The organism is Dechloromonas denitrificans (assembly GCF_020510685.1).
Taxonomy (GTDB): domain Bacteria; phylum Pseudomonadota; class Gammaproteobacteria; order Burkholderiales; family Rhodocyclaceae; genus Azonexus; species Azonexus denitrificans_A.
Map to the genome: position 1 here is coordinate 1,568,365 of NZ_CP075185.1, position 20,065 is coordinate 1,588,429.

23 protein-coding genes are annotated in these 20,065 nt (G+C 62.4%); 18 read left to right on the forward strand and 5 right to left on the reverse strand.

Annotated elements, in window-relative coordinates; translation table 11 throughout:
* The first annotated feature begins 139 nt into the window (after positions 1–139).
* From KI611_RS07565 to KI611_RS07575, 3 genes are read left to right on the forward strand one after another with little or no spacing between them, the layout of a single operon-like run.
* Positions 140–1,675, forward strand: a complete 1,536-nt coding sequence (locus KI611_RS07565) for an ATP-binding protein (protein WP_226419210.1) — start codon at positions 140–142, stop codon at positions 1,673–1,675.
* Positions 1,672–2,361: a response regulator gene (locus KI611_RS07570; RefSeq protein ID WP_226419211.1), complete on the forward strand. Its 690-nt coding sequence runs from the start codon at positions 1,672–1,674 to the stop codon at positions 2,359–2,361. The genes KI611_RS07565 and KI611_RS07570 overlap by 4 nt, the downstream gene beginning before the upstream one ends.
* A 28-nt stretch (positions 2,362–2,389) precedes the next feature.
* The gene (locus KI611_RS07575) at positions 2,390–3,166 is read left to right on the forward strand and encodes a ferredoxin--NADP reductase (protein WP_226419212.1); all 777 of its coding nucleotides are present in this window, start codon (positions 2,390–2,392) and stop codon (positions 3,164–3,166) included.
* A gap of 50 nt (positions 3,167–3,216) precedes the next feature.
* Here the strand turns inward: KI611_RS07575 and KI611_RS07580 are convergent, their stop codons facing one another.
* Positions 3,217–3,651, reverse strand: coding sequence for a universal stress protein (locus tag KI611_RS07580; protein WP_226419213.1), 435 nt, complete (start codon positions 3,649–3,651; stop codon positions 3,217–3,219).
* A gap of 231 nt (positions 3,652–3,882) precedes the next feature.
* Here KI611_RS07580 and nifE point away from each other — a divergent pair, with 231 nt between their 5' ends.
* The 6 genes from nifE (at position 3,883) to KI611_RS07610 (ending at position 9,565) form a co-directional block, all read left to right on the forward strand.
* On the forward strand, positions 3,883–5,283 hold the full coding sequence (nifE, locus tag KI611_RS07585) for a nitrogenase iron-molybdenum cofactor biosynthesis protein NifE (protein WP_226419214.1): 1,401 nt from the start codon (positions 3,883–3,885) through the stop codon (positions 5,281–5,283).
* Positions 5,284–5,392: 109 nt separating this feature from the next.
* Positions 5,393–6,298 (forward strand): TOTE conflict system archaeo-eukaryotic primase domain-containing protein, encoded by a 906-nt coding sequence (locus tag KI611_RS07590; RefSeq protein ID WP_226419215.1) that lies wholly within the window; start codon positions 5,393–5,395, stop codon positions 6,296–6,298.
* A gap of 91 nt (positions 6,299–6,389) precedes the next feature.
* Entirely contained in the window at positions 6,390–7,592 is a 1,203-nt protein-coding gene (locus tag KI611_RS07595; RefSeq protein ID WP_226419216.1) for a M48 family metalloprotease, read from the forward strand.
* Between the two features lie 223 nt (positions 7,593–7,815).
* On the forward strand, positions 7,816–8,490 hold the full coding sequence (locus KI611_RS07600) for a CsgG/HfaB family protein (RefSeq protein WP_226419217.1): 675 nt from the start codon (positions 7,816–7,818) through the stop codon (positions 8,488–8,490).
* Positions 8,491–8,507: 17 nt separating this feature from the next.
* Positions 8,508–8,867: a DUF4810 domain-containing protein gene (locus KI611_RS07605; protein ID WP_226419218.1), complete on the forward strand. Its 360-nt coding sequence runs from the start codon at positions 8,508–8,510 to the stop codon at positions 8,865–8,867.
* A gap of 20 nt (positions 8,868–8,887) precedes the next feature.
* Entirely contained in the window at positions 8,888–9,565 is a 678-nt protein-coding gene (locus KI611_RS07610; protein ID WP_226419219.1) for a DUF799 domain-containing protein, read from the forward strand.
* Here KI611_RS07610 and KI611_RS07615 read toward each other — a convergent pair.
* From KI611_RS07615 to KI611_RS07625, 3 genes are all read right to left on the reverse strand, one after another.
* Positions 9,535–11,931 (reverse strand): penicillin-binding protein 1A, encoded by a 2,397-nt coding sequence (locus tag KI611_RS07615; RefSeq protein WP_226419220.1) that lies wholly within the window; start codon positions 11,929–11,931, stop codon positions 9,535–9,537. The genes KI611_RS07610 and KI611_RS07615 overlap by 31 nt on opposite strands.
* A 60-nt stretch (positions 11,932–11,991) precedes the next feature.
* Entirely contained in the window at positions 11,992–12,528 is a 537-nt protein-coding gene (locus KI611_RS07620) for a DUF2242 domain-containing protein (RefSeq protein WP_226419221.1), read from the reverse strand.
* Between the two features lie 77 nt (positions 12,529–12,605).
* Complete coding sequence (locus tag KI611_RS07625; protein WP_226419222.1) at positions 12,606–12,779, reverse strand: hypothetical protein; 174 nt, start codon at positions 12,777–12,779, stop codon at positions 12,606–12,608.
* Between the two features lie 226 nt (positions 12,780–13,005).
* On the opposite strand from KI611_RS07625, the gene KI611_RS07630 reads away from it, so the two are divergent.
* Entirely contained in the window at positions 13,006–13,857 is an 852-nt protein-coding gene (locus tag KI611_RS07630) for a 3-hydroxybutyryl-CoA dehydrogenase (protein WP_226419223.1), read from the forward strand.
* Between the two features lie 102 nt (positions 13,858–13,959).
* Positions 13,960–14,595, forward strand: coding sequence for a trimeric intracellular cation channel family protein (locus KI611_RS07635; protein WP_226419224.1), 636 nt, complete (start codon positions 13,960–13,962; stop codon positions 14,593–14,595).
* Here the strand turns inward: KI611_RS07635 and KI611_RS07640 are convergent.
* Positions 14,592–16,202: an AAA family ATPase gene (locus KI611_RS07640; protein ID WP_226419225.1), complete on the reverse strand. Its 1,611-nt coding sequence runs from the start codon at positions 16,200–16,202 to the stop codon at positions 14,592–14,594. The genes KI611_RS07635 and KI611_RS07640 overlap by 4 nt on opposite strands.
* A 271-nt stretch (positions 16,203–16,473) precedes the next feature.
* On the opposite strand from KI611_RS07640, the gene nifN reads away from it, so the two are divergent.
* Genes nifN through KI611_RS07675 form a run of 7 tightly spaced genes read left to right on the forward strand, consistent with a single transcriptional unit; the run spans position 16,474 to position 20,065 of the window.
* On the forward strand, positions 16,474–17,871 hold the full coding sequence (gene nifN / locus KI611_RS07645; RefSeq protein WP_226419226.1) for a nitrogenase iron-molybdenum cofactor biosynthesis protein NifN: 1,398 nt from the start codon (positions 16,474–16,476) through the stop codon (positions 17,869–17,871).
* Positions 17,834–18,313 carry a NifB/NifX family molybdenum-iron cluster-binding protein gene (locus KI611_RS07650; protein ID WP_226419227.1) on the forward strand — a complete coding sequence of 160 codons (480 nt, stop codon included), beginning with the start codon at positions 17,834–17,836 and terminating at the stop codon, positions 18,311–18,313. Before nifN ends, KI611_RS07650 begins: the two co-directional genes overlap by 38 nt.
* Positions 18,310–18,780: a SoxR reducing system RseC family protein gene (locus KI611_RS07655; RefSeq protein ID WP_226419228.1), complete on the forward strand. Its 471-nt coding sequence runs from the start codon at positions 18,310–18,312 to the stop codon at positions 18,778–18,780. Before KI611_RS07650 ends, KI611_RS07655 begins: the two co-directional genes overlap by 4 nt.
* On the forward strand, positions 18,770–19,219 hold the full coding sequence (locus tag KI611_RS07660) for a NifX-associated nitrogen fixation protein (protein WP_226419229.1): 450 nt from the start codon (positions 18,770–18,772) through the stop codon (positions 19,217–19,219). The genes KI611_RS07655 and KI611_RS07660 overlap by 11 nt, the downstream gene beginning before the upstream one ends.
* Positions 19,220–19,233: 14 nt before the next feature.
* On the forward strand, positions 19,234–19,452 hold the full coding sequence (locus KI611_RS07665) for a CCE_0567 family metalloprotein (protein WP_226419230.1): 219 nt from the start codon (positions 19,234–19,236) through the stop codon (positions 19,450–19,452).
* Positions 19,449–19,718, forward strand: coding sequence for a ferredoxin III, nif-specific (gene fdxB / locus KI611_RS07670; RefSeq protein ID WP_226419231.1), 270 nt, complete (start codon positions 19,449–19,451; stop codon positions 19,716–19,718). Before KI611_RS07665 ends, fdxB begins: the two co-directional genes overlap by 4 nt.
* 2 nt (positions 19,719–19,720) lie before the next feature.
* Positions 19,721–20,065 (forward strand): hypothetical protein, encoded by a 345-nt coding sequence (locus KI611_RS07675; protein ID WP_226419232.1) that lies wholly within the window; start codon positions 19,721–19,723, stop codon positions 20,063–20,065.

A 20,065-nucleotide genomic window follows, 5' to 3' on the forward strand; every position in this document is an offset into this window, starting at 1 on the left:
TAGATCCGGCCGGCTAGGCCGGCCAGCGATGGCTAACGCCGTCCGCCGAAGCAACGGCGGGCGGCGTTTTTTTGGTTCCGCCGATTTTTTACGGCGCTTTTATATCGCATCCACTAGCATCGGAACATTCCGGTTTGGGGTGCCCCATGAATATAGCAGCAGCGAGGAAGACGTGGCCTTCTCTCGATTGATCGGCAAACGACGATCGATCCGGGGATATCTCGCCGCGACGCTGTACATCCTGGCGGGAACGCTGCTGACGACGCCGCTGCGCGGCGTGCTCGATCTTTCGAATGTCGCGCTGCTCTACGTTCTGGCCGTGGTTCTGAACGGGGTCCGCTACGGTCGGGGCGTCGCCATTTTTGCGGCAGTTTTCGGTTCCCTCGTTTTTGCCTATGTCTTTGTGCCGCCCCATTTTTCGCTGGCGATTACGGAGATCCAGTATCTGCTGTCGGCGGTCATCATGCTGGTGGTGGCATTGCTGGTTGGCCACGTTACCGCCAATCTGCGCAGCCACAGCGAAGTGGTCGAGGCTCAGGCAGCGCAGAACAAGGCGCTTTACGAGTTCGCCCGGCAACTTACCGCGACGCGCTCGAGCGAAGCGGTACTCGAAACCAGCTTGCGCTTTCTCGAACGAAACTTTGCTGCCCGGCACGCCCACCTGATCGGGCCGGAGCAGGTGCATTCGGCCGCCAATGCCTTGGCCGATGCCGCCCTGATTCAGGCCAGCCGGGAGCGCCGGCAATTGCTGACCCGGCCGACCGCCGTCGCCGCCAACGTCGTTGCGTTATTGCCGCTGCTGACGGCCGAGTCCGGGCATGGGGTGATTTGCTTCGAGGTCGCTGCCAGCCAGTTGGAAACCCAGTCTCAGCGGGAGTTTCTGGAGACCGTCGGGTCGCTGATCGCGGTCGCGCTGGAGCGAACGCATTACGCCGAGGTCGCTCAGGAAGTCGAACTGCGGCATGCCGCAGCGACCTTGCGCAACACCATCCTTTCCTCGTTGTCGCATGACATGCGGACTCCGCTGACCGCCCTGGTCGGCACGGCGGACACCCTGATGCTGGCGCCGATGCTGCCGCCGGAAAAGCAGCATGCCCTGTTGTCCGGCTTGCGCGAGCAGGCGCAATCGATCTTCCAGTTCGTCAATAATCTGCTCGACATGGCCCGTCTGCAATCCGGCGGCGTCGAACTGAACCTGGCCTGGCAACCGATCGAGGAGGTGGTCGGGGTGACGCTGCAGCAGATCAAGTCGATCGCCGAGGCCCGGCAGATCGGCCTGAGCATTGACCCGGATCTGCCCCCTGTGCTGATCGACGCGGTGTTGATCGAGCGGGCGCTGTGGAATCTTCTCGAGAACGCGATCAAGTACTCGCCTGCCGACAGCCCGGTCGAACTGGCTATCCGGCGGCTCGGCGATGAGCTCGATATCGCCGTCGGCGACCGGGGGGAGGGCTTGCCGACCGAGAATGTCGAAGCCTTGTTCGGGCTTTTCCAGCGCGGCCATGCCGAATCAAGCGTTCCCGGCGCCGGACTCGGGCTGGCGATCGTCAAGAATATCGCCGAAGCGCACCACGGCAGATTGACGGCGAACCGGCGCAAAGGCGGCGGCAGTTGCTTTCATCTCCGCCTGCCGCTTGGCCAGGCGCCCTGTCTGGCACTGGAGGACGAGGCATGAGCGAGCCGGAACGGATTCTGCTGATCGAAGACGACAAGCGGATACGCGAGTTCGTGTCCTCGGCCCTGGAAGCCGAGGGCTATCGCGTCTTCGAGGCCGGCACGGCCGGCTGGGGCGCCAGCGAGGCGGCAAGGCACAAGCCGCATCTGGTGATGCTCGATCTCGGCTTGCCCGATCGCGACGGCAGCGAATTCATCCGCGATTTTCGGGGCTGGTCCACGGTGCCCATCCTGATCGTTTCGGCCCGGGCCGACGAGAAAGGCAAGGTCGAGGCGCTCGATAGCGGGGCCGATGACTATCTGACCAAACCGTTTGGCGTTCCCGAATTGCTTGCCCGCGTTCGCGCCTTGCTGCGCCGGGCGCCGGTTCAGCGCCTGGAGAGCAATCCGATCATCGAGTTCGGCGATTTCATCATCGACTGCGTCGGCCGCACGGTGAGCAAGGCCGGTCAGCCGATCAAGCTTTCCCAGATCGAATATCGCCTGCTCCTGGCGATGGCCGGCAACCCGGGACGGGTCCTGACGCATCGCCAGTTGCTGGTCCAGGTCTGGGGTGGCCAGGCCGCCGATAACCACGAATATCTCCGCGTTTATGTTGGCCATTTGCGCCAGAAGATCGAAATCCATCCTGCCCAGCCGCGCCATATCCTGACTGAAATTGGCATCGGTTACCGTTTTCAACCCTGATCATTTTTAACCTGACTGAACTACCTTTATGAGCGCCTATAGCACCGAGACCGTCCTGTCCGTTCACCACTGGAACGACACCTTGTTCACCTTCCGTTGCACGCGCAGCCAGAGCCTGCGTTTCGTCAGCGGTCAATTTGTCATGATCGGTCTCGAAGTCGATGGCCGGCCGCTGACCCGGGCCTACAGCATCGCCAGCGCCAGTCACGAAGAGCATCTGGAATTCTTCAGCATCAAGGTCGAAAACGGCCCGCTGACTTCGCGCCTGCAGCATTTGCAGGTCGGCGACCCGGTGCTGATCAGCCGCAAGCCGACCGGGACGCTGGTCCTGCGCGACCTCAAGCCGGGCAAGCGGCTGTTCATGTTCGCCACCGGCACCGGGCTGGCGCCGTTCATGAGCCTGATCCACGAACCGGAAACCTACGAACGTTTCGACAAGGTGATCCTGATCCACGGCGTGCGCTGGACCAATGAACTGGCCTATCACGACTACATCGAGGAAGAACTTTCGGATCACGAATTCTTCGGCGACTGGGTGCGCGAGAAGCTGATCTATTACCCGACCGTCACCCGCGAGCCTTTCCGCAACGAAGGCCGGTTGACCGATCTGATCCATTCCGGAAAGTTCTTCGCCGATATCGGCGAATCGCCGCTCGATCCCGAGCACGACCGCGGCATGATCTGTGGCAGTCCGGCCATGCTGAAGGACACCTCGGCCATGCTCGACGCGCACGGCTTCAAAATTTCGCCGCATATCGGCGAAATGGGCGATTACGTGATCGAGCGGGCGTTCGTCGAAAAGTAAGCGGCGATTCGCCGCCGGGTAGTGCCGCCGGGGCGACGATGGTCCAGGTCTCAGTCGCCGCTGGCCTTGACGCAGACCACCGGCACCGTCGCCAGATGCAGCACCTTGCGCGTTACCGAGCCGAGGGCCAGGGCGGCCAGGCCGCCGATGCCGCGGGTGCCCATGACGATGGTGTCGCAGCCGAGCTCTTCGGCCAGCGCGGCGATGGTTTCCGCGGGGTCGCCGAGCTTGACGTAAGTGCGGTGGGCAATCCCCGCTTCGTTCAGCGCGTTCACCACCGGCTTCATCGCACTGTGCGCCCGGGCCGAGAGCAGGTTCTGGATTTCTTCCGATTCCATGCCGTGGGTTTGCCAGGCGGCCGGCGCCGGTTCGACGGTGACGACATGGACGGCTGGCGCACCGTGCGTCCGGGCAAAGCCGATCACGTAAAGAGCCGCTTCAAAGGCGTGACGGGAGCCGTCAACCGGTAACAATACGCTGCGCATTTCTGTTTCCTTTCGCGAAACAATGACAAGTTGGTAACTTCCCCCGCTTTTACTGTAGAGCCTTGCGGCAAGCTTCGACAAGCCCTTGACCGAACATTGCCCCGCTTTTGTCGCAAGATCGGTGGCTTGTCGTGTTCGAGACAATATTGATCCGTAGATAAGTTATATAAAACAATGAATTGAAGGTGGCACCCGTCTTGCTAAATGCTGTTCAGACCTCGGGAGATCAGCATGAAAGCCAGCGAAATCCAGGCCTTGCTCGATGAGCCAGCCTGTAGCCACAACAAGAAGGAAAAGTCCGGTTGCGCCAAGCCCAAGCCGGGCGCCACGGCCGGCGGTTGTTCCTTCGACGGCGCGCAGATCGCGCTGCTGCCGATTGCCGATGTCGCCCACATCGTGCACGGGCCGATCGCCTGTGCCGGCTCGTCGTGGGACAACCGCGGCACGCGTTCATCCGGCGTGACGCTGTACCGCATCGGCATGACCACCGACCTGTCGGAAACCGATGTGGTGATGGGGCGTGGCGAGAAGCGGTTGTTTCATGCCATCAAGCAGGCCATCGACAGCTATGCGCCGACGGCGGTCTTCGTCTATAACACCTGCGTCACCGCGCTGGTCGGCGACGATGTCGAGGCCGTCTGCAAGGCGGCCAGCGAGCGGGCCGGCATCCCGGTGGTGCCGGTCGATGCCGCCGGCTTCTACGGCACCAAGAATCTCGGCAACCGGCTGGCCGGCGAGGCCATGTTCAAGCACGTCATCGGCACCGCCGAGCCGGCTCCTGCCGCGCCGCGCGCCGACGGTCTGCCGACCTACGACGTCAATCTGATCGGCGAATACAACATCGCCGGCGAGTTCTGGCATGTCGCGCCGCTGTTCGACGAACTCGGCCTGCGCATTCTATGCACCCTGTCCGGCGATGCCCGCTTCCATGAAGTGCAGACCATGCACCGCGCCAGGGTCAATATGGTGGTTTGCGCCAAGGCGCTGCTCAACGTGGCGCGCAAGATGGAAGACAATTTCGGCATTCCGTTCTTCGAAGGCAGTTTCTACGGCGTCCAGGATGTTTCCAACGCGCTGCGCGATTTCGCCCGGCTGATCGGCGATCCGGACCTGACGGCCCGCACCGAGGCGGTCATCGCCCGCGAGGAAGCGAGGTCGCACGCCGCCCTCGAACCCTGGCGCGTTCGCCTCAAGGACAAGCGCGTGCTGCTCTATACCGGCGGCGTCAAGTCGTGGTCCATCGTCTCGGCGCTGCAGGATCTCGGCATGAAAGTGGTGGCCACCGGCACCAAGAAGTCGACCGAGGAAGACAAGGCGCGCATTCGCGAACTGATGGGCGAGGATACCAAGATGATCGACGACGGCAGCCCGAAAGCCTTGTTATCGACCTATCACGAGTACCAGGCCGACATCCTGATCGCCGGTGGCCGTAACCTCTACACCGCCCTGAAGGCCCGCATTCCCTTCCTCGACATCAATCAGGAGCGCGAATTCGGCTACGCCGGCTATACCGGCATGGTCGAACTGGCCCGCCAGCTGGCGCTGTCGATGGAAAGCCCGGTCTGGGCCGCGGTGCGCAAGCCGGCGCCGTGGGCCAGGCAGAGCGGTCCGGGCAGCGTGCTGGCGGCCTGACCGGCGGCGTATGGGAAGGTGGCAGCGCGGAGTCTGAGGTAAGCTCAGGTTGGTGGCGTTTGCTTGGCAAGCGCCACCAACGCTTCCGGACCTTCTCTTTGGGTGATGCATGAGCAAACTGATTACCGAGCTGCAGCGGCTTTATTTTCTCGACGACCAGCACTGGCACAGTCAGCACGCCGACGCCAGCGGCAACCCGGCGTATTCCGCCGCCGGCACATTGACGCCGGAAATCGTCGCGGCAAGCCTGGCCGGCGAAAAAACGGTGGCGCTCCAACTGGTCAGCCCGGATGGGATGGCCCGGGCCATGGTCGTCGTTTTCGACAAGCCGGGCGATTGGGGCGAGGTGGCAAATCTCTATCAGGCGGTCCAGGATGAACTGGATTTGCCGGCCCCGGCCATCGCGGTTTCCGGGCGCAAGGGTTTTCGGCTGTGGTTCTCGCTGGCCGAGCCGGTGGCGGTGGCAGAGGTCCAGAGCTTTCTCGATGCCCTCGGCCGCAAATATCTGGCCGATATTCCGCTGAACCATCGTCAATTCCGTCCGGCGGCCGATCTGCCCAATGACACCGCACCGGCCGTGATCAATCTGGCGCCGGCCCGGCACACGGTGACCGGAAAATGGTCGGCATTCATCGACCCGAGCCTGGGCGGCATGTTCATCGAAGAGCCCGGGCTGGAAATGGCGCCGAATATGGACCGGCAGGCGAGCATCCTGGCCGGCCTGGCAAGCATCAAGGTCGCCGATTTCCAGCGGGCGCTCGGCATTCTGCTGGCGCCGGCCGAATCGGATGCTGCCGGCCTGTCTTCCCCCGAGCGACCGGCCAGTCAGCCGGACGAAGCGGCCAGCCCGCGCAGTCCTGACGCGGGCCACCCGAATTCACTGCGCCATGTCGGCAACCATTACAGCGATCCGCAGAGCTTCCTGCTGGCCGTGATGAACGATTCGTCGGCCAGCCCTCGTCACCGAATCGAGGCGGCCAAGGCGCTGTTGCCGTTTTTTTCCAACAACGCATAGTCGGGAGGGCGGGGCGGGCATCTGCATGGAATATCTGGCCATGCTTTGCTGATAAAGTGCCGCAGTCTGTTCATAGCAAGGACTAAGGTTTATGCATATCTGGCGGGTGTTGATTGTTATTGCCTGTTCATTGGCCAGCGTCGTTGCCGTGCATGCTGGCGAACTCCAGATCGTGCGCGCTGGCGATGCCCTGGCGAATCTCGAACAAAGGGCGAAGGCCGGCACGGACGGAAGCGAGATGAAAACCAAGATCCGCATGCTGAGGAACTTGGTCGACGTCAATCGGCGCATCCGAAACGCGGCGAATGTCAGCCCCAGTCTCCAGTTGCTGCTTTCACCGGATTACAACGCCTACACCGACGGCAACGATGTCTTTATAACCATCGGCATCCTGGAAGCCACAGCCGATGATGCCGATGCCTTGGGAGCGTTGTTGGGGCATGAGTACGCGCATATCCTGGGCGGCCACAAGGCCCAGAAAATCAATGCGTTGAAAAGCCTTGAGAGCAAGATCCGAAAGGATATCGGGCGGGGATATGTCAGCCCGGATCAGAAGACGCAAATCGTCCAGTGGGCGACCACCCAACTGATGTCCTACAGCCGGGCCCATGAAGATGAGGCTGACGATGTCGGGATTTCAATTGCCGCAAAGGCCGGGTTCGATCCGCGGGGCTTTCAACGGCTTGCCGCGACGATGCTCGAACTGAACAAGGGAAATGCCTTGACGCATCTCGCCGACAGCCATCCCGGTTGGCTGGACCGCCACCTCAAAACAGGCACCCGAATTTCCGATGAGGAATACCTGCAGCGGGTCGATGCATACGTGCAAACGGGCAACGCCCCGGCCTTGAAACGCACGGTGGATGAATGGCTGCGTCAGCTCCCGGACAGCGGAAAAGCCTGGTATCACAAGGCCGAAATTCAGCGCCAGATGCGCTCGATGAAGAGCGTTGCATCGTTTGAAAACGCTTTCCTTGCCGACAGTCCGCCGATCAATACCAGCGAGCAACGTTTTCGGGATGCCTGGGCCTACATGTGTACCGGCCTCTTCCGCGAGGGATTCCGGTGGGAAAGCCTTTGGTGCATCAAGCGCCTGAAAGAAGACGAGTACGCGCTACGTTACGCCCAGGAAACCGGACAAAACAACTTTATCGTGGCCGGCGATGAGCCACAGACGCTAAGAATCAAGTTTGAGACAACGCCGGGTGGTGGCAAATTGCTGCGCTACGATGGCGGCACGCCCGAGGTCAAGCCGACTCCGGCCTGGCGCGGGGTTCGCTACCAGGCTCGCTAGCCGGCATCCTCTGCCTTTCCTTCGCGGGCAAAAATATCGCCCGGAGTCTCGGGGGCGGCAGTCCGTGAAACATCGGAAATGGGTATTCACATTGAATTCAACGAGCTGCCTCGGTTTTCCCGTGAATTGCTGAAGATGACCGCCGGGCGGTCAAATGAGTGGCAATCAAGGTGATAGAATCCGCGTCGATTTGCATCGCAACCATTCCATACTGGGTGTAAAAATGAATAAATCAATCATGACGATGGCGATCGTCGCCGGCCTGGCGGGTAACCTGACCGGCTGCGCGACCGAAGACTCTCGCAGCCTGCCGGTGACCAAGTCGGTATCCGCCAGTCGCGCTTATACCGGCCAGCGCAATCCGATTTCCGTTGGCAAATTCGATAACCGCTCGAGCTTCATGCGCGGCATTTTTACCGATGGCGTCGATCGTCTTGGCAGTCAGGCCAAAACGATCCTGATTACGCACCTGCAACAAACCAATCGCTTCAACGTCCTGGACCGTGAAAACATGTCCGAGATCAAGCAAGAGGCGGCACTGAGCAAGAGCAGCCAAACGCTGAAAGGCGCTCGCTACGTGATCACGGGCGACGTAACCGAGTTTGGCCGCAAGGAAGTCGGGGATCACCAGTTGTTCGGGATTCTTGGGCGTGGCAAGCAGCAGATCGCCTATGCCAAGGTCGCGCTGAACGTCGTTGATGTCCAAACCTCCGAGGTCGTCTATTCCGCCCAGGGGGCCGGTGAATACAGCCTGTCGAATCGCGAAATCATCGGCTTTGGCGGCACCGCCAGTTATGACTCGACGCTGAATGGCAAAGTGCTTGATCTGGCCATTCGCGAAGCCGTCGATACGCTGGTGACCGGTGTCGAAGCAGGGGCCTGGCAGCCTGCCAAGTAAGGCTGCGGAGACTGACCATGACATCCTTAACAAAAGTTCGACTCTGCGTCGTCGCCGCAATCTCGATGTCGGCACTCGCCGGCTGCGTTACCCGACAACAACCCCTTTACTACTGGGGCGGCTATCAAACCGAGGTTTACGGTCATTTCAAAGGCGACAAAGGCCCCGAGGAGCAAATCCAGGCTCTCGAAGCTGAGCGCGAACAGGCGCTGGCCAAAGGCCGGGCGCTGCCGCCCGGATTCCAGGCCCACCTTGCCATGCTCTACGGCAAGACCGGGCGCTCTGACCGTTTGGTCGAGAACCTTGAGGCGGAAAGGACCCAGTTTCCGGAAAGCGCGACTTTCATGGATTTCCTGCTCAAGAAATTTGCTCGTTGATGGCTTATCAGAGGTTTCCAATGAAACATATCGTGACCGCCAAGTTGGGGCTGACCCTCTTGGCTATCTCCCTGCTCAGCGGCTGCGCGACGCAGGCAAAGTATGACTACGCCGAGTTCCGGGCAAGCCGTCCGGCCTCGATCCTGGTTCTGCCGCCGGTCAACAGTTCGCCGGATGTCAATGCGACCTACAGCATGCTATCCCAGGCTACCGTGCCCCTGGCCGAGTCGGGCTACTACGTCCTGCCGGTAACGCTGGTCGATGAGGCCTTCAAGCAGAACGGCCTCACTGCCCCGACGGATATCCAGCAAGTGCCGCTGGCCAAGCTGCGCGAAATCTTCGGCGCCGATGCCGCGCTGTACGTCAATGTCAGGCAATACGGCACGACCTATGCCGTGATTGTCAGCGAAACCCGGGTGACGGCAGAGGCCAAGCTGGTCGATCTGCGCACCGGAAAAACCCTGTGGGAAGGCAGCGCGACGGCGTCCAGCAACGAAGGCAACAACAACTCAGGCGGCGGTCTGGTCGGCATGCTGGTCACCGCCGTGATCAGCCAAATCGCTGATAGCCTGAGCAATCGCGGACATGCGATTGCCGGCATTACCAGCCAGCGACTCCTTGCCGCAGGCCGGCCGAACGGAATCTTGTTCGGGCCACGTTCGCCGCACTATCTCAAGGAAGGTGTTCCGACGCCTTGATTCGATGAGGGTGAGTCGTCTTTGTCTTTCTTGCCCTCTGCCATGATCTGATCGATCTTTTCCTGCAATGGATCGACCGGCGGTTCAACCGGTGGCGCGTCGAGCGGCGGTGCGGGTTCGGCGGGCGGTTGCGGTTTGGGGGGTGGCTTGACGGCGCGTTGCGGTTTGGGCTCGCTCTCCGGCTTTGGCGAGAACAGGTTGAGGACCCAGTCCTTGACGGTCTTGAACAGGCCGCTTTCTTCCGGCGCCGCAAAGCGGATGCGCGGGTCGATGATGCGGGTGCGCAGGGCGCCGGCGAAGAAGTCGCCGACGATCGGCAGGGCGCTATGGGCGCCTTGGCCCCAGTAGTCGCTACGCAGCGTGACGCGGTTGTCGTTGAAGCCGACCCAGGCCCCGGCGACGAGTTGCCGGTGCATCAGGATGAACCAGCCGTCGGCGTTGTCCTGCGTCGTGCCGGTCTTGCCGGCGACGTCGGCACGGATGCCGTAACGGCTGCGGATGCTGCTGCCGGTTCCCCGGTCGATGACGCCGCGCATGCTGTCGAGCAGGGTGTAGGCGACGCTGCGCGGCAGCGCACGCGCCGGCTCTTCCGGGCTGAATTCCTCGATGACCCGGCCGTCGCGGTCTTCGATGCGGGTGACCAGTAGCGGTTCGAGATAGCCGCCACCGTTGGCGATGGTGCCGTAGGCGGCGACCATTTCCTTCAGGGTGACGGGGCTGGTGCCCAGTGCCAGCGACGGCACCGGATCGAGCTTGCTCTGGCGGACGCCCATGTTGCGGGCCAGTTTGGCCACTTTGGCCGGGCCGACCTGTTGCATCAGCTGGGCGGTGATGGTGTTTTTCGAATAGGCCAGCCCGTCGCTCAGGCTGATCGGCTGGCCGCTTGGCGGCGCGCTGTCAGTCGGCCGCCAGATCTCGTTGCCGCCGACGGCGATTTCGACGGCCTGGTCGATCAGCGTGTCGGACGGACTGGCGCCCTGGCGGAAGGCCTCGCCATAGACGAAAGGCTTGAAGGTCGAGCCGGGCTGGCGGCGCGCCTGCTGGACGTGGTCGAAGGCGTCCTGCTCGAAATCGCGGCTGCCGACCCAGGCCTTGACGTGGCCGTTGTCCGGGTCGAGGGCGAGAAAGCCGGCCTGGATCAGCGTCTTCTGCTGCTTCAGCGTCTGCATGAAGGCCTTGTCGGCGGCCAGATGCTTGATGGCCTGTTCTGGCGTCAGTCCGCTGGCGACGGCGGCGCCGTATTCCGGCGTTTCGCGGATGAAGGCCTGCACCAGACTGGAACTCGGACTCCACGCGGCGCGCTTGCTCCAAGCCGTATTGGCGACGTTCTGCAGCAGCTTGCCCTGCCGCGCCACGGCCTGGTTGGCCGCCGCCTGCAGGCGGGAATCGATGGTGGTGCGGACCACCAGCCCGTCGCCGTAGATGCTGTAGCCGTTCTGGTCGGCCCAGACGATCAGCCATTTGCGCAGCTGCCGGGCGAAATGCGGGGCCGGTCCCGGCGGCTCGATTTGCCGCTCGAAATCGATGCGCAGCGGTTTTTTTTTCAAGGATTCGAAGCTGGCCGGGGTCAGATGCTGGTGCTTGACCATCTGCGCCAGCACGATGTTGCGGCGGAGTAGGGCGCGCTCGGGGTTGAGTACCGGATTGTAGTAACTGTTGCCCTTGAGCATGCCGACCAGCGTTGCGCTTTGCAGCACATCGAGGCGGTCCGCCGTGGTGTCGAAATAGGTGCGGGCAGCCATCTCGATGCCGTAGGCGTTGTATAGGAAAGGTACGGTGTTGAGGTAGGTTTCGAGGATTTCGTCCTTGCTGTGCACGGCCTCGATCTTCAGCGCGGTGATCGCTTCCTTGATCTTGCGCGTCAGTGTCGGGGCGCGGCCGATCGCCTCGGGGTAGAGGTTGCGGGCCAGTTGCTGGGTCAAGGTCGAGCCGCCCTGGCGGTCGCCGCTGAAGGTATTGAGCGCGGCTGAGGCGGTGCGCCGCCAGTCGAGGCCGAAATGCTGATAGAAGCGGTGGTCCTCGGTGGCGATCAGCGCGTTGATAACCTGTGGCGAGATATCGGCAAGCTTCACCCATTCGCGGTTGGACTGCTTGAACTCGGCCAGCTTGCGGCCGTCCGCCGAGAGAATCTGGGCCGGCAGTTCCGACGACACCTTACGGATGTTGCTGATGCTTGGGGTGAATGGAATCAGGATGAGGACATAGAGCAGCAACAGGCCGGGTACGACGGCCAGGCTCCGGATGACGCCGCGCCGGGTCGGGTGGCGCAGGTGGCCGAGAAGGGCGGCGAGGCGGCTGGATGGATCGGCGGCAAGCCCGGCCAAGGCCTGTTTTAGGGCAAGGGGCAGTGAGCGCAGCGAAATCATTGACCGGCCATGTCAAAGCCGCAGGAAGACGGGCGGACGATTGCTTGGAACGTCAAGTGGTCAGCTATCCAGCGTTTTGATCAGTTCAAACAAGCGTTGGTAAAACTCCGGCGCAATCACCGTTTCTTCACCGACCTTGACCAGCGTGTCCTTGTCGATTGCCCAGGGCAGCGAGACGGAACCCAGCGCGGAAACGCTGAGGCCGGCGCTGTTGCCTTTGGATTTCATTTCAAACTGGGTTTCCAGCGCATTGGCGTAGATGACGGCACCCAGGCTGCTCGGCAGACAAACCAGGGTTATTGTCAGCCGGGTTGCCTCGTCCGTTTTCGGCCGGAAGAATTTCTCGCCGCGGATATTGAGCGGCTTGCTGTCATCGACCTGGTAGCCCTGGCTGAGCAAAGCCCGCTTGGCGATTTCGCAGGCGCCGTCCGGTTGCCGGCTGCTGTAATACTGAAACGGCGTGTCGTTGGGGAAGGTTTCCGTCTGATAAGGACGCGTCCCTCTGGGGGCTGCGCAACTGCACAGCAGCAGTCCGGCCAGCGCCGCGAACGCCAAAGAACGACAACGTGAAGTCATGGACCGGAAGGTGAATTTCATTGATGCGTATTCTAGCCACTTCCCGCCCGCGATTCCTGCAAGCAAACGGTTTTCCTTGCCCGTCGTGAATCTTGATCTCAGGCGGCGCTGTCCGGCGTGTGCATTGCTTCTACCTGTTCGTGTTCCCATTCCTTGATTGTGTCCGACAACAGGCGGGCCTTTTCGTGGGTGTCGGGCGTGTGCTGATGTTCTTCCTGAAATGTTTCCAGGGCGTCATGGATGGCTTCGGCCTTCGAGTTCGTATGGGGCATGGGTAATCCTTCTGGTTATTTGCTTGTTGTTGCAGTGCACCAAAATAGTATAAGTCCTGCGCGCCAGCCTCACAAGCTACTGTTCTGGCGGCCGTGCTGCGGTGCACTGCCGGTGGTGGCAAAAAAGCTCGGGAACTGGATTGCTTGGCCGACCTGCGTTAAAGTAGCGGACTGCCATACGCTACGGTATGGATGATCAACTGCAACGCTTTTCGGAGAGATACACATGGAAGTGAAGACTATTGGTATTGTTGGCGCCGGCATCATGGGTAACGGTATTGCCCAGGCTTTTGCCGTGTCCGGCTTTGATGTGATCATGGCCGACATCTCCGAAGGCGCCGTGCAAAAGGGCCTGGCGACCATTTCGGGCAGCCTCGATCGCCTGATCAAGAAGGAAAAAATGAGCGCCGAGCAAAAGGCGGCGGCGCTGGCCAAAATCAGCGTCACCACTGAGGTCGCGACCTTGAAGGATGTCGATCTGATCATCGAGGCGGCGACCGAAAACCTCGAATTGAAGATCAAGATCTTCAAGCAGCTGGATGCGCTGGCCAAGCCGGAAGCGATCATCGCGTCGAATACCTCGTCGATCTCGATCACCAAGCTGGCGGCGTCGACCCAGCGTCCGAGCCAGGTCATCGGCATGCACTTCTTCAACCCGGTGCCGATGATGGCGCTGGTCGAAGTGATCCGTGGCCTGCAAACCTCCGATGCCACCTACGCCGCCGTCGAAACGCTGTCGAAGGCCGTCGGCAAGACGGCTGTCGAGGTGAAGAACAACCCGGGCTTCGTGGTCAACCGCCTGCTTTGCCCGATGATCAACGAGGCGATCTTCGCTTTGGGCGAAGGTCTGGCCGAGGCAGCGGCGATCGACGAAGCGATGAAACTGGGCTGCAACCACCCGATCGGCCCCCTGGCGCTGTGCGACATGATCGGCCTCGATGTCGAGCTGGCCGTGATGCAGGTTCTCTTCGAGGGCACCAAGGATCCGAAGTACCGTCCGGCACCGCTGCTGGTCGAGATGGTTGAGGCGGGCTATCTCGGCCGCAAGGCTGGCAAGGGCTTTTACACCTACGAGTAATTTGCCGCCAAGCGTTTGACTTCGCCGGCTGGTGGATTCAGCCCAAATACCCCCGGCGTCGGCGCAGGCTGACGCCGGGGGTAAATCATTTTTATCGAATCAATGAACATCGAACCGCTTCTTATCGCAATTGAAGTCGCCGCCACCATTGCTTTTGCGCTTTCCGGCCTGATCGAGGCGACGCGCAAGCGAATGGATGTGATCGGCGTGTTTTCCGTCACCTTCGTCAGCGCCTTCGGCGGCGGCACGCTGCGCGACGTGCTGCTCGACCGACGGCCGCTGTTTTGGGTGCAGCACCAGGAATACGTCTGGCTGGTCCTGGCCCTGACCCTGACCGCCCCGCTGTTGTTGCAGGCGCGCCGGCATCAGCTGGTGGACAAGCTGACCGAGGTGGCTGACGCCTTCGGCCTCGGGCTGTTCGCCATTTCCGGCGCCTCGCTCGCCCTGGTCGCCGGCATGCCGGCGATCATCGCGGTGTTGATGGGGGCGATCACCGCCGTCTTCGGCGGCGTATTGCGCGACGTGCTGTGCAACGAGATCCCCAAGGTCTTCCATGACCACCGGCCTTACACGCTGTGCATCTTCATCGGCTGCCCGGTTTTCCTCGGCTTGCATGCGCTGGATGTCGCGCCGCAAATCTCGACCGGCGCCGGCATCTGCATCATCACCGGCTTGCGCTTGCTGGCCGTGGCGCGCGGCTGGAAGATTCCCGCCTGGCCGCCGCAGAAAATGCACTAATCACCCGGCGACGCGAGGTCGCCGGCCAGCTCGTCGAATTGCGGCAGCAGGACGTTCCAGTCCGGTGCCGCGCTTGAATCGATCGACAGCGTCCGGCTGGCTTCGTCGGTGCCGGGCATCTCGTGGTGCGCCAGTTGGTAGTCGAGAATGGCTTCGTCGGCCTCGGAAGCATCGCGGCCGGCCGCGATGCGTTGCCGGACGCGCTGGCGCAGCACGGCGGGCGGCGCGGCGAAGGCCAGGATGACAAAAGGCAGCGACAATTCGCCGGCCAGCGCGGCGAAAGCAGCGCGCTGGGCGCGTTTCAGGAAAGTCGCATCGATCAGTACCGGATAGCCGGCGGCGACGACGCTGCGGGCCAGTTCGCCGAGCCGGGCATAAGTGCGGCTGCCGGCTTCGGCCGAATACAGCCCGGCGTTTGGCGGCGAATGGCTGGCCGCTTCCGGGGCCAGCCCGAATAACCGCTTGCGCTCGACATCGGCGCGCAGCCGGATGATGCCGCGCGCTTCGAGCAAGGCTTGCGACTGACTGGTTTTGCCGCTCCCCGAGAGGCCGCAGGTGATCGCCAGGAAAGGCCGTGGCGTCTGCATCTGCGCCGCCGCCAGCGCGACATGGTCGCGGCATTCGGCCAGGCCGGCGGCGCGCGCCGCGCCGTCCAACTGGTTCAGGCGGATGGCGGCAATCTTGGCCCGCACCATCGCCCGGTAGGCGATGTAGTAGGGCAGGACGAGCAGGCTGTCGTAATCGCCGCTGCGCTCCAGCCAGGCATTCAGGAAGCGGTGGGCGAGCCAGGCGCAGCCGCGTTTCTGCAAATCCATGCAGAGAAAGGCGATGTCGGCCGCCACGTCGATCCAGCGCAGGGCCGGATTGAACTCGATGGCGTCGAACAATTGCGGTTCGCCGTCGATCAGGATCAGGTTGCCGAGATGCAGGTCGCCGTGGCATTCCCGTACCCGGCCCTGGTCGAGGCGGCGCTCGAATACTGCCTGTAGGTCGGCGAAGCGGGCCTCGCTCCAGTTCTCGACGCGCTTGGCCAGGGCGAGCAGTGCCGCGTCGTCGACCAGTTCAGGCAATTGCCTGAAGTTCTGGCGGACCGGGAAATGCACCGCTGCCGCATCGCCAAAACCGTCGCCGCGCCGGGCGACCGCCGCTTGGTCATGGAACGCGGCGACGTGGTGGGCCAGGCGATCAATCAATTCCGGCGCCAGCCCCCGATCCGCCAAAACCTCGGTGAGCAGGCAGGATTGGGCGAAGCGCCGCATGCGCACGGCGTAGTCGATGGCTTCGCCGCTGCCGCCGATATGCGGCGCCGCCAGGCTGCCGGTGATCGGCACGACGTCAAGATACAGGTCGGGCGCCGTCCGTCGGTTCAGCCTGACTTCCTCGGCGCAGGCCGCCTGGCGCTTGGCCAGCGTGGTGAAATCGAGAAAGCCGAGGTCGAGCGGTTTCTTCAGTTTGTAGGCATGCTGACCGGCCAGCACCACCGAGGAGATGTGCGTCTCGATGCAGGCGATGTCCTCGACCGGCTGGTCGAAGGCCGCCGGGCTCTGCAGATTGAGCACCAGACGACGATGGTCGGCGAGGGGGGAGGCGTTGGCAGCGGTGGTCACGGCAAGCTCATCGGGTTGATATGCGGGGCGCCCTGCCGATCATTCGCATGACATGGTAGGAGCGGCTGGCTCAAGCATCGCACCAAAGCGCGGCGGATGGCTATGCCGAATTTCGTGTATTGCCGCCGCATCGCCTGTGTCATTCGCCTTCGGTTGGCATTTGTTGTCTTTGCTACACAGTGCGGTTTTTGCAAGTAACTGATTTTATTTGAATAGTCGCTTGGCGCGTTCCTTGCTGAGAAGTGGGTGTTCTCAACCGGGCGATGTCCAAATGACCGAAATCATCCATTCCAAGAAGGCACTGGCGGTTAATCCGCTGAAGGTCAGCCAGCCGATCGGCGCCTCGCTGGCCTTTCTCGGTCTCGCCCGCAGCCTGCCGCTGATGCATGGTTCGCAAGGTTGCACGGCGTTCGGCAAAGTCTTCTTCGTGCGCCACTTCCGCGAGCCGATTCCGCTGCAGACGACGGCGATGGATCAGGTGTCGACCATCATGGGCGCCGACGAGAACATCATTGAGGCCTTGCGTACGCTGTCCGACAAGAGCAAGCCGGACATCATCGGCCTGGTGACCACCGGCCTGTCGGAAACGCAGGGTACCGACATTCGCCGGGCGGTTCGCGATTTTCGCACGGCCCATCCCGAATTCGCCCATGTCGCCGTGGTCCCGGTCAATACGCCGGACTACGTCGGCTGTCTGGAAAGCGGTTATGCGCTGGCCATCGAATCGCTGATCGAGACGCTGGTCCCGCAAAGCAGCAGCGTCGGCAAGCGGCCGAAGCAGGTCAATGTGCTGGCTTCGGCGATGCTGACGCCGGGCGATATCGAAGCGATCAAGGAGTGGATCGAGGCGTTCGGCCTGCGCCCCATCGTCCTGCCGGACATCGGCGATTCGCTGGACGGCCACCTGACCGAGGCGGAAACCTCGTCGCTGACCATCGGTGGCACGCCGCGCTCGGAAATCGAGATCATGGGCGAGTCGATTGCAACGCTGGTCATCGGCCCCTCGCTGCACAAGGCGGCCGACATCCTGAAGAGCCGCACCGCGGTGCCCGACTACCGTTTCGCCGGGCTGCTCGGGCTGGAGGACTGCGACGACTTCACCGAAGCGCTCGCCGAAATTTCCGGCAAGCCGGTGCCCGAGAAGATCGAGCGCCACCGCGCCCAGTTGCAGGACGCGATGGTCGACAGCCATTTCATGATCGGTTTCGCCCGCGTCGCGCTGGCCGCCGATCCCGACCTGCTCGGCATGCAGGCCCGCTTCCTGACCGGCATGGGCGCCGAGATCGTCAGCGCGGTCAGTCCGCACAAGCACGACAGCCTGAGCAGTCTGCCGATCGCCAAAGTCATCATCGGCGATCTGGAAGACATGGAAAAAGAGGCGCGGGCCGGCGCTGCGCAGTTCATCGTCGCCAACTCGCACGCCGCCGAAACGGCCCGCCGGCTCGGCTTGCCGTTGCTGCGCGCCGGTTTTCCGCAGTACGACCACGTGGGCGGTTATGCCCGCACCTGGGTGGGCTACCGCGGCACGCGGCAAGCCCTGTTCGATCTCGCCAACCTGATGCTGGGACAACACCATGAACTCGAACCCTATCGATCAATCTACTGGGCCGATACCCGCCCCGCTGAACAACATGTCATCGCGTCGGCTACAGCTGGTCTGGTCCATTAAGCAGGAGCCGGAAGCCGTGATCAAGGTCGCCTTCGCCTCCACCGACCGGACCCGCGTCAATCAGCACTTCGGCGCCGCCGAGGGTTTCGCCGTCTATGAAGTGACGCCGGACAAGGCGACGCTGGTCGGCGTTGCCGAATTCGCCGAAGAGGCGATGGACGGCAACGAGGACAAGCTGGCCGCCAAGGTCGATTTCCTCGCGGGCTGCGCCGCGGTCTATGTCATGGCAATCGGCGCCTCGGCGATCAAGAAGCTGATGGCCAAGGGCGTTCAGCCGATCCGCATCAACGAGGTCGATGCGGTGGACGATCTGCTCGGCGAAATTTCCCGCGCCATGAGCGAGGGCGGCGTCGCCTGGATCGACCGCGCCCTGGCGGCTCAGGCCAAGGCCAAAGCCGACGACCGCTTCAGCACCATGGAAGAAGAGGGGTGGGAAGGATGAGCGCCAAACTGATCGAACACTGGGGCATGGTCAAGCGCATCGACGACGGTCGCGCGACCATCGTCGTCGAGACCACGGCCTGCGGTGTTTGCGGCCATGGCGGCCATTGCTGCATCTGCAAGGCGGCCAACGGCGGGCTGGCCGCCATGCTCAACCTGCCGGCGGCCAATGGCTTGAAGGAGGGCGACTTCGTGAACATCGGCCTGCCGGAATCCGGCCTGTCGCTGGCCGCACTGCTCGGCTATCTCTTTCCAGCACTGGCGACGCTGGTCGGCATCGCTGCCGGCGCTTCCATCGCCGGCAGCGATGCGGCGATGGCGCTCGGCGGGGCGGCTGGTTTCGCCGGCTCGCTGGTCGTCGCCCGCATCGCGATCGACTACACCCCCGGCCTGTCGCCCGCCCCGCAACTTATTCCCGTATCAAACCAAACCAATGTTTCACAACAGGAGTTTAACCATGAGCGCTGATCCCATCTTCGAAACCGATTTCGTCAAGGAAATGGCCCGCCAGATGCGCGCCCTGGACACCTACGGCACCTATACCGGGTGGACCGTCGAAAAGATCCTTGATCCCTACATCCTGACCAAGGAGCGCAAGGCGACCATTCCCTTGATCGGCGACCCGGACGACGAAACGATTTCGCGCGTCAAGGCGTTCTACAACGCCATCGCCGTGCTGATCGAGAAGGAATGCAAGCTGCTGGCCGTGCCGCTGGTCCATCTGACGCACGAAGGTTTCGGCCGGGCGATCATCACCGTCGGCAAGCTGGTCGCCGTCGAAAAGACCTTGCGCGATGTGCATCGCTTCGGCTTCCCCAGTCTGTCGAAAATGAAGGATGACGCCGACAAGTTGCTCGGCATCGCACTCGAGCGTATCGGCCAGTACCCGGCCGTCGCCGGACTGTAAGCGGCGGGGGCAGCATGACTGACGAAGAAATCGCCGCCCTCGACAAAGAGGTCAGGAAACTGAAGCGCATCGCCTCCGAATGGGCTTCGCAAATGCACGACCTCGTGGAAGACCGCCTGCCGGCGGGCTACCAGGAGATTCCCGGGCTTTCCCAATCGACTTACGAGGCCTGCCAGGCCTGGGCCGACGCGACGGCCCGCCTGGCCGCCGCCCAGAAAGGACAACCTGCATGATTACCGGACTCACCCGTGGCGGCGCCGAATGGACGCCGCAATTCGCCACCAGCCTCGATCAATCCAAGTGCATCGGTTGCGGCCGCTGTTACAAGGTCTGTCCGCGCAATGTCCTCGATCTGGTCGAGCGCGAACTCGATGACGACGATGACAACGAAGACGACAACATGATGGTCATGTCGCTGGCCAATGCCGCCGACTGCATCGGCTGCGGTTCCTGCGGCCGCGTCTGTCCGAAGAACTGCTACACCTACGCGCCGGCCTGAACATGGCGGCTCTGCCCGATCCGGCGCTCGGCGATATCGTTTGTGCCGCCTTGCGCCGGCAGGTGGAAAAACTCGGCCTGTCGATCGGCGACGAGCCGGTCTGGGCCCAGGCGACCTTCGTCGAGACGGTCGATCCGTATTCGCAGGAAATCAACCTGATCGGGACCTGGCGTGGCCAGGCGCGCTACGGCACGGTGACGATTTTTCCCGATCGCCGGATTTTCGCTGAATATCAGGTCTTGCTGCCGCATCCCGCGAAGGAGGGCAGCTATGTCGAAGCCGTGCAGGTTTGGGGGCTTCCCGAGAAATTGCGCGGTGATGCCGTGCTCGCCGAGTTCTCCCGCTAA

Bases quoted from the DNA above. Each gene is read 5' to 3' on its own strand.
- nifN (WP_226419226.1), top strand. From the start codon at position 16,474: ATGACCGAAATCATCCATTCCAAGAAGGCACTGGCGGTTAATCCGCTG.
- nifE (WP_226419214.1), top strand. From the start codon at position 3,883: ATGAAAGCCAGCGAAATCCAGGCCTTGCTCGATGAGCCAGCCTGTAGC.
- KI611_RS07635 (WP_226419224.1), top strand. From the start codon at position 13,960: ATGAACATCGAACCGCTTCTTATCGCAATTGAAGTCGCCGCCACCATT.
- KI611_RS07615 (WP_226419220.1), bottom strand. From the start codon at position 11,931: ATGATTTCGCTGCGCTCACTGCCCCTTGCCCTAAAACAGGCCTTGGCC.
- KI611_RS07595 (WP_226419216.1), top strand. From the start codon at position 6,390: ATGCATATCTGGCGGGTGTTGATTGTTATTGCCTGTTCATTGGCCAGC.
- KI611_RS07655 (WP_226419228.1), top strand. From the start codon at position 18,310: ATGAGCGCCAAACTGATCGAACACTGGGGCATGGTCAAGCGCATCGAC.
- KI611_RS07600 (WP_226419217.1), top strand. From the start codon at position 7,816: ATGAATAAATCAATCATGACGATGGCGATCGTCGCCGGCCTGGCGGGT.
- KI611_RS07660 (WP_226419229.1), top strand. From the start codon at position 18,770: ATGAGCGCTGATCCCATCTTCGAAACCGATTTCGTCAAGGAAATGGCC.
- KI611_RS07650 (WP_226419227.1), top strand. From the start codon at position 17,834: ATGTCATCGCGTCGGCTACAGCTGGTCTGGTCCATTAAGCAGGAGCCG.
- KI611_RS07620 (WP_226419221.1), bottom strand. From the start codon at position 12,528: ATGAAATTCACCTTCCGGTCCATGACTTCACGTTGTCGTTCTTTGGCG.
- KI611_RS07675 (WP_226419232.1), top strand. From the start codon at position 19,721: ATGGCGGCTCTGCCCGATCCGGCGCTCGGCGATATCGTTTGTGCCGCC.
- KI611_RS07630 (WP_226419223.1), top strand. From the start codon at position 13,006: ATGGAAGTGAAGACTATTGGTATTGTTGGCGCCGGCATCATGGGTAAC.
- KI611_RS07570 (WP_226419211.1), top strand. From the start codon at position 1,672: ATGAGCGAGCCGGAACGGATTCTGCTGATCGAAGACGACAAGCGGATA.
- fdxB (WP_226419231.1), top strand. From the start codon at position 19,449: ATGATTACCGGACTCACCCGTGGCGGCGCCGAATGGACGCCGCAATTC.
- KI611_RS07590 (WP_226419215.1), top strand. From the start codon at position 5,393: ATGAGCAAACTGATTACCGAGCTGCAGCGGCTTTATTTTCTCGACGAC.
- KI611_RS07610 (WP_226419219.1), top strand. From the start codon at position 8,888: ATGAAACATATCGTGACCGCCAAGTTGGGGCTGACCCTCTTGGCTATC.
- KI611_RS07665 (WP_226419230.1), top strand. From the start codon at position 19,234: ATGACTGACGAAGAAATCGCCGCCCTCGACAAAGAGGTCAGGAAACTG.
- KI611_RS07575 (WP_226419212.1), top strand. From the start codon at position 2,390: ATGAGCGCCTATAGCACCGAGACCGTCCTGTCCGTTCACCACTGGAAC.
- KI611_RS07625 (WP_226419222.1), bottom strand. From the start codon at position 12,779: ATGCCCCATACGAACTCGAAGGCCGAAGCCATCCATGACGCCCTGGAA.
- KI611_RS07580 (WP_226419213.1), bottom strand. From the start codon at position 3,651: ATGCGCAGCGTATTGTTACCGGTTGACGGCTCCCGTCACGCCTTTGAA.
- KI611_RS07605 (WP_226419218.1), top strand. From the start codon at position 8,508: ATGACATCCTTAACAAAAGTTCGACTCTGCGTCGTCGCCGCAATCTCG.